Consider the following 15,372-nt stretch of genomic DNA (forward strand, 5'->3'; position numbering starts at 1 on the left):
CCGCTCCGTACGCCCGCACCGCGCGGAGGTGGTCGTGCCTGAGCCCGTGAGCGGCACCGCCCTGCTCGCCGCGAGTGCCGCGCCGCCGCCGTCCGCGCTGCGCGTCCGGCGCCGGCCGCTCGTGGTCGCCGTCGGGCTGCTGCGCACCGCGCGGCCCCGGCAGTGGGTCAAGAACGCGCTCGTCGTCGCCGCGCCCGTCGCCGCCGGACGGCTCGGATCGTGGCCCGGCGCGGCCCGACTCGCCCTGGTCTTCGCGCTGTTCACGGCCGCCGCCTCCGCCGTCTACCTGGTCAACGACGCCCGGGACGCCGAGGCCGACCGCGCCCACCCCGTCAAACGGCACCGGCCCGTCGCCGCCGGGCTCGTCCCCGTACCGCTCGCGTACGCCGTGGGCGGGGCGCTCGCGCTCGGTGCGGCGGCGCTCGGCGCGGCGCTGTGCAACCCGGCGACGGCGCTGCTCGTCGCCGCCTACCTGGCGATGCAACTCGCCTACTGCGTACGCCTGAAGCACGTCCTCGTCGTCGACCTCGCCGTCGTCGCGACCGGCTTCCTGATGCGGGCGATGAGCGGCGGGATCGCGCTCGGGATCCCGCTCTCGCGCTGGTTCCTCATCACCACCGGCTTCGGCGCGCTCTTCATGGTGGCGGCGAAACGCTACTCCGAGGCCGTGCAGATGGCGGCCGCCGAGGGCGCGACCCGGGCGCTGCTCACCCAGTACACGACCGGATACCTGCGCTTCGTCTGGCAGTTGGCGGCCGGTGTCGCCGTCCTCGGCTACTGCCTGTGGGCCCTGGAGAGCGGCGGCGTGGCGAGCGGCTCGCTGCTGCCGTGGCGTCAGCTGTCCGTCGTCGCCTTCGTGCTCGCCGTGCTCCGTTACGCCGTCTTCGCCGACCGCGGCACGGCGGGCGAGCCGGAGGACGTCGTGCTGCGCGACCGGCCGCTCGCCGTCATCGGCCTGGTGTGGGCGGCGATGTACGGCATGGCGGTCGCGGACCTGTGAGGTGCCGGTGGATGGGTGCCGGGTCTGCGATTCTGGGATCCGATGCCCGCGCCCGCCCGTGCCTGACCACCTGAGGAGAACGCGTACGCCATGGACTGGCTGACCAAGCTCCCCGTCGTCGGCCCCTGGGTCGTCCGCTTCATGCGCACCCACGCCTGGCACGCGTACGAACGCCTCGACGAGGTGTTCTGGACCAGGCTCGCCGCCGCCATCACCTTCATCAGCTTCCTCTCCCTCTTCCCGCTGATCACCGTCGCCGCCGCGATCGGCGCCGCGCTGCTCACCCCGGAGCAGCTGGACAGGATCGAGACGAAGCTCGCCGACCAGGTGCCCGGCATCTCCGACCAGCTCGACATCGGCGGTCTCGTCGCCAACGCCGCCACGGTCGGGCTCGTCGCCGGTGCCGTGCTGCTCTTCACGGGCATCAGCTGGATCGGGTCCATGCGCGAGTGCCTGCGCTCCGTCTGGAAGCTCGACGGCGTCGACGAGGGGAACCCGTTCGCCCGCAAGGGCAAGGACACCCTCGTGCTGCTCGGCCTCGGCGGGGTCATGGTCTGCTCGCTCGCCGCGTCCTGGCTCGGCTCCACCGCCGTCGGCTGGAGCGCCGACCGGATCGGGCTCTCGCACAGCGGCGCCGAGGGGATCCTCCTCCAGGCCGCCGCCGTCCTGGTGGCCGTCGTCGCCGACTTCCTGATCCTGTCGTACGTGCTGACGCTGCTGCCCGGCGTCGAGCCGCAGCGCCGCGACGTCGTGGTCGCGGCGCTCATGGGCGCGGTCGGCTTCGAGCTGCTCAAGCTGCTGCTCGGCGGCTACATGAGGGGCGTCGCGGCGAAGTCGATGTACGGGGCGTTCGGTGTGCCGGTCGCCCTGCTGCTGTGGATCAACATCTCCGCGAAGCTGCTGCTGTTCTGCGCGGCCTGGACGGCGACCGGCCGGGGGGTCAGCGACTCGGGTTCCCGTCCGCCGCAGGAGCCGTCGGCTCCGTCGCGTCCGTCGGAGAAGCCGTCGTCTCCGTCGCGTCCGTCGGAGAAGCCGGCTCGGGACGAGGGCGACGAGCCGAAGCCCCCAGCGGCCAGCGCCGGTTGACCAGGAACACGGCACCCGCGAGCAGCACCAGCGCGCCGCCCGCGATGGCGAGGGCGATGCCCATGCCGCCCGACCGCTCCTGCACGGCGGCCGCGTGCGCGGTGCCGGCCGGGGCGTTCTTGCCGGGGGCGGGCGTGGTGCCCGCGCTGGTGCCGGGCGCCGGGGTCGCGAGGACCGACCGCGGCGCCACCAGCTCGCCGACCGGCGTCACCTTGCCGGCCGCCGCGAAGCCCCAGTCGAGCAGCCGCGCGGTCTCCTTGTAGACGGCGTGCTGCTCCTTCGACGACGGGTTCATGACCGTGACGAGCAGCACCTTGCCGTTGCGCTCCGCGACACCCGTGAAGGTCGCCCCGGCGTGCGTGGTGTTGCCGTTCTTGACCCCGGCGATGCCCTGGTACGGGGCGACCCCGATGTCGCCGGTGAGCAGCCGGTTGGTGTTCTGGATCTCGAAGCTCGGGCGCTTCTTGTCGCCGGGCTTCTGCTCGCCGGGGAACGCGGCCCGCGCCGTCGAGCAGTACTCGCGGAAGTCCGCCTTCTGCATGCCGCTGCGGGCGATGAGCGTCAGGTCGTACGCCGAGGAGACCTGGCCCGGCTCGTCGTAGCCGTCCGGGGACTTGACGTGGGTGTCGAGGGCCTGGAGGTCCTCGGCGTGCGCCTGCATGTCCGCGACGGTCTGCGGGATGCCGTTGTTCATGGCGGACAGGACGTGCACGGCGTCGTTGCCGGAGCGCAGGAAGACGCCCAGCCACAGGTCGTGGACGCTGTAGGTCTGCTTCTCCTTGATGCCGACCAGGCTGGAGCCCGCGCCCATGCCGGTCAGGTCGGTGGCGGCCACCGTGTGGTTGAGCGTCTTGGGGAACTTCGGCAGCAGGGTGTCCGCGAACAGCATCTTCAGCGTCGACGCCGGGGCCAGCGGCCAGTGCGCGTTGTGCGCCGCGAGCACCTGACCGGTCTCCGCGTCCGCCACGATCCACGAACGCGCGCTGAGCTCCTTCGGCAGCACCGGCGCGCCCGGCAGCAGCTGCACCTGGGTGCCGGGCTGGGCGAGCAGCGCGCCGCCGACGCCCGACATCCGGGCCGGGGGCTGGGGCTGCGGCGCCTTGCCGTCCGCGTGCGCGGGGGCGGCGGCGAGGAAGGGGAGCAGGGTGGCGGCGGCGGTCGCCGCAAGGGCGGCCTTCGCGGTCATCTTCGAAGGGGACACGATCGAGAACGTACATGCCCGGAAGCGCGTTCCGAACCCCGCGGGGCGGTTCGCGGCCGCTCGTCCACCCGTCCGCAGGGGTGTCGGCGGTGCCTCCGTCGCGGGTGGTGATACTGGGGCCATGAAGCTCAGCCGCCCCGTCTCCTGGTTCCTGCTCGCGTTCGGCGTCTGGAGCTGGTTCATTTGGGTAACTTTCGTCAAGAATCTCTGGCACGACGCGAGCGGGCTCGCCTTCGACGACGCCGGCGATCCGACGGCCTACTTCTGGGTGCACCTGCTGCTGGCCGTCACGTCCTTTGTCCTGGGGACGGTGATCGGCGTGATCGGGTTGCGCGGCGTGCGCGCCCTCACGCGCGAGCGGCGGTAGCGCGGGATGCTCCTCGTAGTGGTCCTGCTCCTGGTCCTCGCCGTCCTCGGCGCGGTCCACTGGTACGTGTGGCGGCGCCTGGTGCGCGACGTCACGGCGCCCGGCGGCACGCCCCGCCGCCTCGGCACGGCCGCCGTGATCGTGCTGCCGCTCGTCTCGGTCGCCGCCCTGGTGACCGGCCGCGCCGACGCGCCCTTCCTGCTCCAGAAGGCCACCGCCTGGCCGGGCTTCCTCTGGCTCGCGGTGCTGCTGTACGTGGTGCTCGCGCTGGTGGTGACGGAACCCCTGCGGCCGCTGCTGCGCAGGGCCCTGGCGCGGCGGGAGGAGGCTGCCGCGGCCGCGGCCGCGGCAGCGACCGGGGACCGGGGCGCCGTCTCCGTACCGGCTGACACCCTGTCGGGCGGTCGCGCCGAGGCGGGCGGGACGACTGCCGCGGGCACGATCGCCACGGCGAACGGGACCGCCGCCGCGGGCGGGACCGAGACCGAGGACGGGCCGGCTGCCGCGGGCGGGGCCGAGGGCGGGGCCGCCCCGGCCGAGACCCCCGTCCCGTCCGCGGCCGCCCCCGACCTCTCCCGACGTCTCCTCGTCAACCGCCTCGTCTCCGGCACCGCCGCCGCCGTCGCCCTCGGGACCGTCGGGTACGGGACGTACGGGGTGCTGCGCGGGCCCCGGGTGAAGCGGGTGACCGTGCCGCTGGCCAAGCTGCCGCGGGCGGCGCACGGGTACCGCATCGCGGTGGTGTCGGACATCCACCTCGGGCCGATCCTGGGACGCGCCCACACCCAGCGGATCGTCGACACGATCAACGCCACCCAGCCCGATCTCGTCGCCGTCGTCGGCGACCTGGTCGACGGCACCGTCGCGAACCTGGGCCCGGCCGCCGAGCCCCTCGCGCGGCTCCGGGCGCGCGACGGCGCGTTCTTCGTGACGGGCAATCACGAGTACTTCTCCGGCGCCGACGCCTGGGTCGACCACGTCCGCGAACTCGGCCTGCACCCGCTGCGCAACGCCCGCGTCGAGATCGGCGCCGGCTTCGACCTCGCGGGAGTGGACGACGTGGCGGGCGGCGGCATCGGCGAGGGGCCCGACTTCGAGAAGGCCCTCGGGGACCGGGACCGGTCCCGTACCGCCGTGCTGCTCGCGCACCAGCCGATCGTCATCGACGACGCCGTACGCCACGGGGTCGACCTCCAGCTGTCCGGCCACACGCACGGCGGGCAGCTCTGGCCCGGCAACTACCTCGCCGAGCTCGCCAACCCGACCGTCGCGGGCCTGGAGCGCTACGGTGACACCCAGCTGTACGTGTCGCGCGGCGCCGGCGCGTGGGGGCCGCCGGTACGGGTCGGCGCGCCCTCGGACATCACGGTCGTGCAGCTGGCTTCCCGGCAGGCGTGAGGTGGCGAACAATTACGTATCCGGTGTGACGCAGCGCGCTGTACCGGATACGTACTGTTCAGTCACCGGAAATCCCTGAAATCCCTTATCCCTGGACATATACATGCCCTGTGAAGGTTTACTCTTCCACTTGTGTGGGGCGTGTGATTGGGTGTCGCCATCGCGGCCGCGTGAATGCCGCCGCGGTAGCGGGGTGGGCACGAAAAAAGGGAAGCACGTCTCATGCGGTCGACGGTCCGTCTGCGCATATTGATCACTTGTGGAGTTGTTCTCGCGGCCGGAATCGGCGGCTGGCAATTCCTCCCCTCCGACGAGGAGCGCACCGATCCGATCACCGTCGGCACGACGGACGAGGTCACCTCGCTGGATCCCGCGGGCGCCTACGACGCCGGTTCCTGGGCGATCTACAGCAACATCTACCAGTCGCTGCTGACCTTCAAGCCCGGCTTCGTCACCCCGGTCCCGGACGCGGCCCAGAACTGCCACTTCGTCGGCACGAAGCTCACCACGTACGAGTGCACGCTCCGCGACGACCTGACTTTCTCCAACGGTCACAAGATCACCGGCGAGGACGTTCGCTATTCGTTCGAGCGAATGCTCGCGATCAAGGCGGACGTCGGCCCCGCGCCGCTCTTCCCGACCCTGAAGAACGTCGAGTCCGAGGGCCAGAAGGTCACCTTCCACCTCAACGCCCGTGACGCCACCTTCCCGTTGAAGATCGCGACCGGTGCCGGCGCGATCGTCGACCACACCGCCTATCCGGCGAAGGCGCTGCGCGCGGGCAACGCGGTGGACGGCTCGGGGCCGTACGTCCTCAAGGAGTACGTGGCGGGCGTGTCGGCCCGGCTGGAGCCCAACCCCAACTACCGGGGCGCCGTCACCAAGACCGGCCACACGGTCATCGTGAAGTACTTCAAGGAGTCCGAGCAGCTCGCCGAAGCCTGGAAGACCAAGCAGGTACAGGTGACGCACCGGCAGATGCCGCCGGCGTTCCTCAACGCGCTCGGCGACGAGACGAAGGACGGCACCCGGATCACCGAGGCGGCCAGCGCCGAGATCCGCAACCTGAACTTCAACACCCGCTCCGGCTCGGTGATGTCGAAGAAGGCGGTCCGCCAGGCCGTCGCCGCGGTCATCGACCGCCCGGCCATCGCCACCGGCCCCTACCAGGGCACGGTCGAGCCGCTGTACTCCCTGATCCCGCAGGGCTTCGTCGGCCACAGCACGCCCTTCTACGACACCGACCCGGAGCCGGACGCCGCCAAGGCCAAGCGCCTGCTGCGCGAGGCGGGCGTCAGCACCCCGGTGTCGTTCACCCTCGGCCACCGCAAGGACGCCACGTACGACGCCGAGGCCGCCGAGCTGAAGAAGCAGCTGGAGGCGACCGGGCTGTTCAAGGTGAAGGTCACGTCGGTGGACTGGCAGGACTTCCAGAAGGAGTACGCGGCGGGCAAGTTCGACGCCTACCCCATCGGCTGGTTCCCGGACTTCGCCGACTCCGACAACTTCACCGCCCCGCTCGTCGGCACCGGCAACGCGCTGCACAGCGGCTACTCCAGCAAGACGGTCGACAGCCTGATCGCCTCGACGCAGCAGTACAGCGACCGCGGCCGCGCGGCCACCGACTTCGAGTCCATCCAGTCCCAGGTCGCCAAGGACGTGCCGCTGGTGCCGCTGTGGCAGAAGAAGGACTACGTGCTGTCGACGGAGGCCGTCGCCGGATCGCAGTACCTGACGGACGGTACGGGCATCTGGCGCCTCTGGGAACTCAACTGGATCTGATCCGGCGCACAGGGAAGGGGCCCCGATCCGGGGCCCCTTTCGCGTGCTTCCAGGGCGGGTGCCTCAGGACTTGCGGGTGGGCCGCTTGGGCTTGCCCGAGGCCGCCATCCCCGCCGCCGTCGGCATGAAGTCGGCGAGCAGCTCGTGGGTCTCCTTCACCAGCGGGCGCAGGATCCGGAACCGGGACAGCGAGATGGCCCGGGCGGTGACCGGGGCGAGGCGCTCCACCAGGCGCCGGCTGTTGGCGGCGCCCTCCGAGCGGTCGTACACCCAGAACAGCACCAGGCCCATCTGCTGGAGCCAGAGCAGCCGCGGCAGCGCCTCCCGCAGCTCGGGGTCGACCTTCACCGAGGACCCGGCGATGACCCGCCGGTGCACCTCGATCACCGCCTCGCGCGGGCCCTCCGACTCGGGCGAGAAGGGGCTGAGCGGGCTCCTCGGGTCGGCGGCGTTCTTGAAGAACTGGGCCGCGAACTCGTGGTACGGCGCGGCGATGTCGAGCCAGGCGAGGAGCACCCCGCGGATCCTGGCCGTCAGGTCCTTCTCGCCGCCCTCCAGGATCGGCTCGACGGCCGCCTGGTGCTCCTCGGCGATCCGGTCGTAGAAGCCCTGGACGAGGTGCTCCTTGGAGGAGAAGTAGTAGTACGCGTTGCCGACCGAGACCCCGGCCTCCTGGGCGATGGCCCGCATCGTGGTCTTGTCGTAGCCGCGCTCCTGGAACAGCCGGAGCGCGGTCTCCAGGATGAGCGCGCGCGTCTGCTCGCTCTTGGGCGCCTTGGCGGCCTTCCCGTCCTGCTTCTCGGCGTGCTTCTCATCCATCGCGTCCTCCACGGGGCCCGAGCCTAGCCGGACGAGCTGTGTGTCCCGTAACGCCCGCTGTCCAGGGGGCAGGAGCAGGGGTCCGGACTCCCGGATCCTTCTAGGGTGTCGAGCCATGACACTCGCTCATGACGTGGCCGGCGACGGCCCCTCCACCGTGCTGCTGCTCCACTCCGGCGTCTGCGACCGGCGCATGTGGGACGCCCAGTTCGGCGCCCTGGCCGAGGCCGGGCACCGGGTGGTCCGCTGCGACCTGCGCGGCTTCGGCGACAGCCCCGTCGACCGCCCGCACCTGCACGCCGACGACGTGGCCGAGCTGCTCGACGGGCTCGGCGTCGAACTGGCCGCCCTCGTCGGCTCCTCCTTCGGCGGCGAGGTTGCCCTGGAGTTCGCCGTCCGCCACCCCGGCCGCGCCACGGCGCTCGCCCTGCTCTGCGCCGCCGCCCCGGTCGGCCACCAGGCCGGCCCCGAACTCCGCGCCTTCTTCGGTCAGGAGAACGCCCTCCTCGAAGCCGGCGACCTCGACGCGGCCGCGGACCTCAACGCCCGGTTCTGGCTCGGCCCCGAGGCCGGCGACGACACCCGCGCCCTCGTCCGGCGGATGCAGCGCCGCGCCTTCGAGCTCCAGCTCGCCGCCGCCGAGGAGCACGAGGCCCGCCCGGCGGGCGTCACCGAGGCGGACCTCGCGGCGGTGGACGTGCCCGTGCTCGCCGTCACCGGCGCCCACGACCTCCCGGACTTCCGCGTCCTCGCCGACCGGCTCGCCGAGCTCATCCCGCGGACGCGCCGGCTCGACCTGGACTGGGCGGGCCATCTCCCGGCCCTGGAGCGCCCGGAGGAGACCTCGGCCCTCCTCGCCGGCTTCCTCCGCTGACCTCGGCGACCACGGCGCGCTCCAGGAGTGCTCCAGAGCGCTCCTGGAAGGCCCCAGGAGCGCCCTAGGCCGCCTTGAACCTCCGCACCCCCGGTACGAGCGCCGTCCCCAGGCAGCAGCCGCCCACCGCCACCGCCGCGGCCACCAGGGCCGGTTCGGGCCCCCAGTGCGCGGTGACGATCGGGGCGAGAACGTAGCCCAGCGGCATCGCGGCCAGCGACAGCAGCCAGTCGTACGAGGTGACCCGGGCCAGCGCGTGCTCGGGCACCGCCCGCTGGACGGCCGTCTCCCAGACCGGGGTCAGGAAGCCGAGGCCCGCCATCGCGACCCCGTACGATCCGATGACGACCGGCCCGGGCGCCCCGTACGCCAGGAGCAGCAGCGGCACCGCGTACGTGGCGAGGCCCATGTTCGCGGCCAGGATCGGGCGCCGGGGACGGACCCGGTCGGCGAGCAGCGAACCGAGCAGCAGCCCGATCGCGCCCGCCTGGAGGAAGGCCGCCCAGGCCAGCTCGCCGCCGAGCCGGTGCAGGGCGATGGCCGGGCCGAGCGTCATCAGTACCGCGGCGGCGCCGTTCCAGGCGCTGTGCCCGACGAGGCTGGTCCAGTACCAGTCCCGGGTGCGGACCTCCTGCCAGCCCTCCTTCAGATCGGCGAGCACCGAACGTCGGGCGGGGGCGGTTATCCGGGTGATCCGCACCGCGCACAGCAGCGCCGCGCTCACCGCGAAGCTCGCCGAGTCCAGGACGAAGGCCCATCCCGGGCCCACCGTCACGATCAGCGTCCCGGCGAGCGCCGGCCCGCCGACCCGGCTCGCGCTGTACGCCACGGCCATCGCCGCGTTGGCCCGCTGCAGCGCCTCCGCCGGCACCGTGCCCTTGACCAGCGGCGCGGACGTCGGCTGCGCGAAGGCCCCGGCCGCGCCCCCGGCCACCCCTGCCGCGGCGATCACCGCGAGCGAGGGCGAATCACCCAACAGCTGCATGCCGACGCACAGTTGGCTCACGCAGCGGACCAGGTCCATGGCGAGCGCGACCGTCCGCGCGTCGAACCGGTCGCCGACGACGCCGCCCAGTGGCAGCAGGAGCAGCTTGGGCACCATCGAGCAGGCGAGCACGAGCGCGAGCGCCGAGGTGGAGCCGGTCGCCTTCAGGACGGCGAGGGCGAGGGCGGCGGGGATGAGGGCGTCGCCGACCAGGGAGAGGGTGCGGCCGACGAAGAGCAGCCGGAACGAGCGCAGGCGAAGGGGATGCATGACGCCGAGAGTATTTCGGCACCGAATAATTCGTCAACGAAATACTTGGTGCCGAAACACTTCCAGGGTCCGAGGCCGCCCCGCCGACGTACGATCAATCCATGGCACCCACCGAGGAGACCCCGCAGGACTGGACCGACGGGCACGTGGCCCGCTGGCAGCCCGTGCTGCCCGACCTCGACCCGCTCGTCGAGGGCGCCGTCACCCGGATGAAGAAGCTCTCCGTCCACCTCCGCCGGGTGCGCGAGCAGTCCCTCGTCGACTTCGACCTCGAACGCCACGAGTTCGACACGCTCCACAAGCTGGCCGGCCGCGGCGGCAGCGCCGCCCCCTCCGACCTCGCCCAGGACCTCGACCTCGCCCCGGCCTCCGTCTCCGGCCGCCTCGACGCCCTGGAGAAGCGCGGCTTCGTCCGCCGCACCCCGTCCACCACCGACCGCCGCCGCGTGATCGTGGAACTCACGGCCTCGGGACGCGAGACCTGGCTCGGCGCGATGGACGTCCTCGGCCACGAGGAGGAGCGCCTCCTCGGCGTCCTCACCCCCGAGGAGCGCACCACCCTCAACGACCTCCTCCGCCGCGTCATGCTCACCGCCGAGGAGGGTCACACCGGCGACGCCGCCTGGCACGGCTGAGGTGACGTTCGATCACATGCTGAGCGAGCGCGCGAAGTTCAGCTGGCCCATGACCCAGTGAATGGTGTCCGGCCCGGTCGCCGGGATCATCGTCGCGTGGTGCCGGCCGCCGCTCGTCACCGTGACCTGGATGAAGCCGGTCGTCTGCTTCTCCTTCATCAGCAGGAAGAGCAGGCCGAGCAGACAGAACAGGAAGAAGACGACCGCGAGCACGACCGCCACCGTCGGCATCTTCTCCTCGGTCCGCGACATGTCCATCGCGTTCCACACCGCGCCCTTCAGCGGCATCGGCCCGGCCGGCGTGAGGATCTGGTCGCCGACCACCGTGATGTCCCCGAGCGAGAGCACCGGAGCCCCCGCGCCCATGCCCGGCGCGCCCATGCCCGGCGCGCCCATCGGCATCTGCGCCGGTACCGGCGGGTACTGCGGCGGCACCGGCGCGCCGGCCGGCTGCTGGCCGCCCGGCCCCCACTCGTAACCCCCGGCAGCCCCGGTGTCCTCGGCCTTGTAAGGGTTCGGCTCGCTCATCAGTCCCCGTCCTCCATCTGCGTACACACGCGAAAGCCCGCCTCTGCACGTCGCAGCGTACAGAAGCGGGCTTTCGCGCAATGACCAGGTGTCAGAAGCGACGCGTGATCAGCGCGCGCTTCACTTCCTGGATCGCCTTCGTGACCTCGATGCCACGCGGGCAGGCGTCCGTGCAGTTGAACGTCGTGCGGCAACGCCACACGCCGTCCTTGTCGTTCAGGATCTCCAGGCGCTGCTCGCCCGCCTCGTCACGCGAGTCGAAGATGAAGCGGTGCGCGTTGACGATCGCGGCCGGGCCGAAGTACTGGCCGTCGTTCCAGAAGACCGGGCAGGACGACGTGCACGCGGCGCACAGGATGCACTTGGTGGTGTCGTCGAAGCGCTCGCGGTCCTCGGCGGACTGCAGGCGCTCGCGGGTCGGCTCGTTGCCCTTGGTGACCAGGAACGGCATGACGTCCCGGTACGCCTGGAAGAAGGGCTCCATGTCGACCACGAGGTCCTTCATCACCGTGAGGCCCTTGATGGCCTCGACGGTGATCGGCTTCTCGGGGTTGATGTCCTTGATCAGCGTCTTGCAGGCGAGCCTGTTCTTGCCGTTGATCCGCATCGCGTCCGAGCCGCAGATGCCGTGCGCGCAGGAGCGGCGGAAGGTCAGCGTGCCGTCGATGTCCCACTTGATCTTGTGGAGACCGTCGAGCACGCGCTCCTTCGGGTCGATCTCGATCTGGAAGTCCTCCCAGACCGCCGCGTCCGAGACCTCGGGGTTGAAGCGGCGGATCCGGAAGGTGACCGTGATGTACGGGGACGCGGCGGAGTCCTTCTCCACCTTGTCCAGAACGGGGGTAGCCATCAGTACTTACGCTCCATCGGCTGGTAGCGGGTCTGGACGACCGGCTTGTAGTCGAGACGGACGGTCTCGGAGCCGTCCTCGCCGACCTCGCGGTACGCCATGGTGTGGCGCATGAAGTTGACGTCGTCGCGGTTCGGGTAGTCCTCGCGGTAGTGACCGCCGCGGGACTCCTTGCGCGCCAGGGCCGAGACGGCCATGACCTCGGCCAGCTCGAGCAGGTTGCCCAGCTCGATGGCCTCCAGGAGGTCGGTGTTGAAGCGCTTGCCCTTGTCCTGGATGGACACGTTCTTGTAGCGCTCGCGCAGCTCGGCGATCTTCTCGACGGCCGTCTTGATGGTCTGCTCCGTGCGGAACACCATCACGTTCGCGTCCATCGTCTCCTGGAGCTCACGGCGCAGGTCGGCGACCCGCTCGTTGCCCGTGGAGTTGCGCAGGTTCTCGATCTGCGCGACGACCATGGCCTCCGGGTTCTCCGGGAGCTCGACGAAGTCGTGCTTGGCGGAGTACTCGGCGGCGGCGATGCCGGAGCGCTTGCCGAAGACGTTGATGTCCAGGAGCGAGTTGGTGCCGAGGCGGTTGGCGCCGTGCACGGAGACACAGGCGACCTCGCCGGCCGCGTACAGACCCGGGACGACGGTGGTGTTGTCCGACAGGACCTCACCCTCGACGTTGGTCGGGATGCCGCCCATGGCGTAGTGCGCGGTGGGCTGGATCGGGATCGGGTCCGTGTACGGCTCGATGCCGAGGTACGTACGGGCGAACTCGGTGATGTCCGGGAGCTTGGCGTCCAGCTGCTCCGGCGGCAGGTGGGTCAGGTCCAGGTAGACGTGGTCGCCCTCGGGACCGCAGCCGCGGCCCTCGCGGATCTCCGTGTAGATGGAGCGGGAGACGACGTCACGGGACGCGAGGTCCTTCATGACCGGCGCGTACTTCTCCATGAAGCGCTCGCCGTCCTTGTTGCGGAGGATGCCGCCCTCACCACGGGCGCCCTCCGTCAGCAGGATGCCCATGCGCCAGATGCCCGTCGGGTGGAACTGGAAGAACTCCATGTCCTCCAGCGGCAGACCGCGGCGGTAGCACGCGGCCTGGCCGTCACCGGTCAGGGTGTGCGCGTTCGACGTCACCTTGAAGAACTTGCCGGTGCCGCCGGAGGCGTAGATGACCGCCTTCGCCTGGAAGACGTGGATCTCGCCGGTGGCCAGCTCGTAGGCGACCACACCGGCGGAGTGCTTGACGCCGTCGACCTCGGTGATCAGCTGGTCCAGGACGTAGAACTCGTTGAAGAACTCCACGCCCTCCTTGACGCAGTTCTGGTACAGCGTCTGGAGGATCATGTGGCCGGTGCGGTCCGCGGCGTAGCAGGACCGGCGGACCGGGGCCTCGCCGTGGTTGCGGGAGTGGCCGCCGAAGCGGCGCTGGTCGATGGTGCCGTTCGGGGTGCGGTTGAACGGGAGACCCATCTTCTCCAGGTCGAGGACGGCGTCGATGGCCTCCTTCGCCAGGATCTCGGCGGCGTCCTGGTCGACCAGGTAGTCACCACCCTTGACCGTGTCGAAGGTGTGCCACTCCCAGTTGTCCTCCTCCACGTTGGCGAGCGCGGCGGCCATGCCGCCCTGCGCGGCGCCCGTGTGGGAGCGGGTGGGGTACAGCTTCGTCAGCACGGCGGTGCGGCTGCGCTTCGTCGCCTCGATGGCGGCGCGCATGCCGGCGCCGCCGGCGCCGACGATGACGGTGTCGTACTTGTGGATCTTCATGACGTGGATTACCTCAGCCCCGTGCCTAGCGGATGTTCGGGTCGAAGGTGAAGATCACCAGCGTGCCCAGAAGGATGGTGAACACCGTGGCGGTGTACAGCAGGCCCTTGAGCCACAGGCGCGTGTTGGCGCGCTCCGCGTAGTCGTTGATGACCGTACGGAGGCCGTTGGCGCCGTGCAGCATCGCGAGCCACAGCATCAGCAGGTCCCAGACCTGCCAGAACGGGGACGCCCAGCGGCCGGCCACGAAGGCGAAGCCGATCTTGGAGACGCCGCCGTCCAGGAAGAGCTGGATCAGCAGGTGGCCGAGGACCAGGACGACGAGGACGACACCCGAGAGGCGCATGAAGAGCCACGCGGCCATCTCGAAGTTGCCTCGGGTCGCCCGCGGGGTCTTGCCGGTGCGCTTGCGGGGGGCCTCGATGTACGGGGCCGGGTTGTCCACGTCGTAGGCAGCGCCCTCGACGGGACCGATGGCGGAAGTGGTGTCAGCAGACATGTCTGGCGTCAGCTCCCGAACAGTTCACGTGCGGCGTGGCCGAGGACGGGGTACAGCGAGCCCGCCATCAGCACGACCCAGATGCCGACGACGGACCAGAGCATCTGCTTCTGGTAGCGCGGGCCCTTGGACCAGAAGTCCACGGCGATGACCCGGAGGCCGTTCAGCGCGTGGAAGAGGATGGCAGCGACGAGGCCGTACTCGAGGAGTGCGACGATCGGCGTCTTGTACGTCGCCACGACGTCGTCGTACGCCTCGGGGGAGACGCGGACGAGAGCGGTGTCCAGCACGTGTACGAACAGGAAGAAGAAGATGAGGACGCCGGTGACTCGATGAGCCACCCAGGACCACATTCCTTCCCGGCCGCGGTACAGCGTTCCAGCCGGCACGGAAATACCCTCCGGGAGCGGGGATCAGGGCCGGCCGGCTTCGATGTCGGTCTGGCCCGGCCGGGTACGGTCCACCGGCCCCGGTCATCGTAGCGACGACTTGTCGGTTCGCTCGCGCGGGGTCCATAGGTGTGATCAAACAGCCACGGACGGGCTACCACCGTGCGCCGAATCGCCCCCATTCAGCCGCATTGCGGACGAATTCACCGCGCCCGGATCGCGCGTGTGAGCCGGGTGCGGGCCAGCCGGCGCAGTTCCTCGGCGGCGACGACCCGTTCCTCCTCCCTTTCGTTGCCGAGACGTGACCGGATGGCGGCGAGCACCTGGTCGAGCCGCTCGCCCGCCGGCACCCCGTCGAGGCTGATCACGAAGGCGTGCCCGAACCGGGCCTCGTACGCGGCGAGGGCGGCGCCGAGCGCCGTACGGGCGGCCGGCGGCGCGCCCGGGTGCGGCGGGGCCGGGGTCTCGCGGGCCAGGGCCTCGGCGAGATCGGCGCGCCCGAGGTCGTAACCGGCCTCGTCGGCGGCGGCGAGCAGCGCGTCGAGCGTCGGGTACGGGCGGTGCGCCGTCACCCGTTCGGCCCAGCGGTGGCTGCCGCAGCAGGCCAGCAGCAGGGCCTCGGCGGCGGCGGGCGGGTCGGTGTTGAAGCGGGCGAGCCCGCCGTCGGTCAGCCCGTCGTCGCGCCCTGTCGGGTGCCGGGGCGCGGCCTGCTGGGCAGGTATGGCGGGGGGTTCCAGGGTCCGGCAGGGGGCGGCGTGGATGTCGCTGGTCAGCGGGGACTCCGGGGCGAGGCGTGGAGGTACTGGGGGGAAGCAGTGGGGTGGATGTGACTCCACGCTATCGACGGGAAGAGGGAAGTGTCCGACGGATGCGCGAATTTCACCTGGACGAGTGGTTTCGTCGAGGGTGTGGACAGAAGGCCGGAGAAAACCCGG

General features: G+C 71.2%; 15 protein-coding genes and 1 pseudogene. 7 read left to right on the forward strand and 9 right to left on the reverse strand.

The annotated features are described in order from the left end of the window. Positions 1-46 precede the first annotated feature (46 nt). Positions 47-1,000 carry a decaprenyl-phosphate phosphoribosyltransferase gene (locus ACWEV0_RS05360; protein ID WP_453146796.1) on the forward strand — a complete coding sequence of 318 codons (954 nt, stop codon included), beginning with the start codon at positions 47-49 and terminating at the stop codon, positions 998-1,000. A 90-nt stretch (positions 1,001-1,090) separates the two neighbouring features. Continuing rightward, the gene (locus ACWEV0_RS05365; RefSeq protein WP_453146668.1) at positions 1,091-2,086 is read left to right on the forward strand and encodes a YihY/virulence factor BrkB family protein; all 996 of its coding nucleotides are present in this window, start codon (positions 1,091-1,093) and stop codon (positions 2,084-2,086) included. 346 nt (positions 2,087-2,432) lie between these two features. Here the strand turns inward: ACWEV0_RS05365 and ACWEV0_RS05370 are convergent. Continuing rightward, positions 2,433-3,470: pseudogene (locus ACWEV0_RS05370) on the reverse strand (D-alanyl-D-alanine carboxypeptidase); the annotation flags it as partial. On the opposite strand from ACWEV0_RS05370, the gene ACWEV0_RS05375 reads away from it, so the two are divergent. The 3 genes from ACWEV0_RS05375 (at position 3,409) to ACWEV0_RS05385 (ending at position 6,834) form a co-directional block, all read left to right on the forward strand. Next, positions 3,409-3,654, forward strand: coding sequence for an SCO4848 family membrane protein (locus tag ACWEV0_RS05375; RefSeq protein ID WP_453146670.1), 246 nt, complete (start codon positions 3,409-3,411; stop codon positions 3,652-3,654). The pseudogene ACWEV0_RS05370 and the gene ACWEV0_RS05375 sit on opposite strands and share 62 nt — an antisense overlap. A gap of 6 nt (positions 3,655-3,660) precedes the next feature. Beyond that, positions 3,661-5,052 (forward strand): metallophosphoesterase, encoded by a 1,392-nt coding sequence (locus ACWEV0_RS05380; protein WP_453146672.1) that lies wholly within the window; start codon positions 3,661-3,663, stop codon positions 5,050-5,052. A 222-nt stretch (positions 5,053-5,274) separates the two neighbouring features. Next, the gene (locus ACWEV0_RS05385) at positions 5,275-6,834 is read left to right on the forward strand and encodes an ABC transporter substrate-binding protein (RefSeq protein WP_453146673.1); all 1,560 of its coding nucleotides are present in this window, start codon (positions 5,275-5,277) and stop codon (positions 6,832-6,834) included. A gap of 63 nt (positions 6,835-6,897) precedes the next feature. Here the strand turns inward: ACWEV0_RS05385 and ACWEV0_RS05390 are convergent, their stop codons facing one another. Next, the gene (locus ACWEV0_RS05390; protein WP_453146674.1) at positions 6,898-7,653 is read right to left on the reverse strand and encodes a TetR family transcriptional regulator; all 756 of its coding nucleotides are present in this window, start codon (positions 7,651-7,653) and stop codon (positions 6,898-6,900) included. Positions 7,654-7,768: 115 nt separating this feature from the next. On the opposite strand from ACWEV0_RS05390, the gene ACWEV0_RS05395 reads away from it, so the two are divergent. After that, positions 7,769-8,527: an alpha/beta fold hydrolase gene (locus tag ACWEV0_RS05395; RefSeq protein ID WP_453146676.1), complete on the forward strand. Its 759-nt coding sequence runs from the start codon at positions 7,769-7,771 to the stop codon at positions 8,525-8,527. Positions 8,528-8,591: 64 nt separating this feature from the next. Here the strand turns inward: ACWEV0_RS05395 and ACWEV0_RS05400 are convergent, their stop codons facing one another. Next, complete coding sequence (locus tag ACWEV0_RS05400) at positions 8,592-9,782, reverse strand: MFS transporter (RefSeq protein ID WP_453146678.1); 1,191 nt, start codon at positions 9,780-9,782, stop codon at positions 8,592-8,594. A 101-nt stretch (positions 9,783-9,883) separates the two neighbouring features. Here ACWEV0_RS05400 and ACWEV0_RS05405 point away from each other — a divergent pair, with 101 nt between their 5' ends. Continuing rightward, positions 9,884-10,417, forward strand: a complete 534-nt coding sequence (locus tag ACWEV0_RS05405; protein WP_453146680.1) for a MarR family winged helix-turn-helix transcriptional regulator — start codon at positions 9,884-9,886, stop codon at positions 10,415-10,417. 12 nt (positions 10,418-10,429) lie between these two features. On the opposite strand, the gene ACWEV0_RS05410 is transcribed toward ACWEV0_RS05405, so the two are convergent. From ACWEV0_RS05410 to ACWEV0_RS05435, 6 genes are all read right to left on the reverse strand, one after another. Continuing rightward, the gene (locus ACWEV0_RS05410; RefSeq protein ID WP_453146681.1) at positions 10,430-10,945 is read right to left on the reverse strand and encodes a hypothetical protein; all 516 of its coding nucleotides are present in this window, start codon (positions 10,943-10,945) and stop codon (positions 10,430-10,432) included. Positions 10,946-11,036: 91 nt separating this feature from the next. Then, a complete protein-coding gene (locus tag ACWEV0_RS05415; protein ID WP_451605806.1) occupies positions 11,037-11,795 on the reverse strand; it encodes a succinate dehydrogenase iron-sulfur subunit in 759 nt (252 codons plus the stop codon). After that, positions 11,795-13,549 carry a succinate dehydrogenase flavoprotein subunit gene (gene sdhA, locus ACWEV0_RS05420; protein WP_453146683.1) on the reverse strand — a complete coding sequence of 585 codons (1,755 nt, stop codon included), beginning with the start codon at positions 13,547-13,549 and terminating at the stop codon, positions 11,795-11,797. Before sdhA ends, ACWEV0_RS05415 begins: the two co-directional genes overlap by 1 nt. A gap of 25 nt (positions 13,550-13,574) precedes the next feature. Beyond that, positions 13,575-14,048, reverse strand: a complete 474-nt coding sequence (locus tag ACWEV0_RS05425) for a succinate dehydrogenase hydrophobic membrane anchor subunit (RefSeq protein WP_351664634.1) — start codon at positions 14,046-14,048, stop codon at positions 13,575-13,577. Between the two features lie 8 nt (positions 14,049-14,056). Continuing rightward, on the reverse strand, positions 14,057-14,437 hold the full coding sequence (gene sdhC / locus ACWEV0_RS05430) for a succinate dehydrogenase, cytochrome b556 subunit (protein ID WP_403795758.1): 381 nt from the start codon (positions 14,435-14,437) through the stop codon (positions 14,057-14,059). 203 nt (positions 14,438-14,640) lie between these two features. After that, the gene (locus ACWEV0_RS05435) at positions 14,641-15,198 is read right to left on the reverse strand and encodes a 2-oxo-4-hydroxy-4-carboxy-5-ureidoimidazoline decarboxylase (protein WP_453146797.1); all 558 of its coding nucleotides are present in this window, start codon (positions 15,196-15,198) and stop codon (positions 14,641-14,643) included. Positions 15,199-15,372 lie beyond the last annotated feature (174 nt).

This window comes from Streptomyces sp. NPDC003943 (assembly GCF_053605265.1).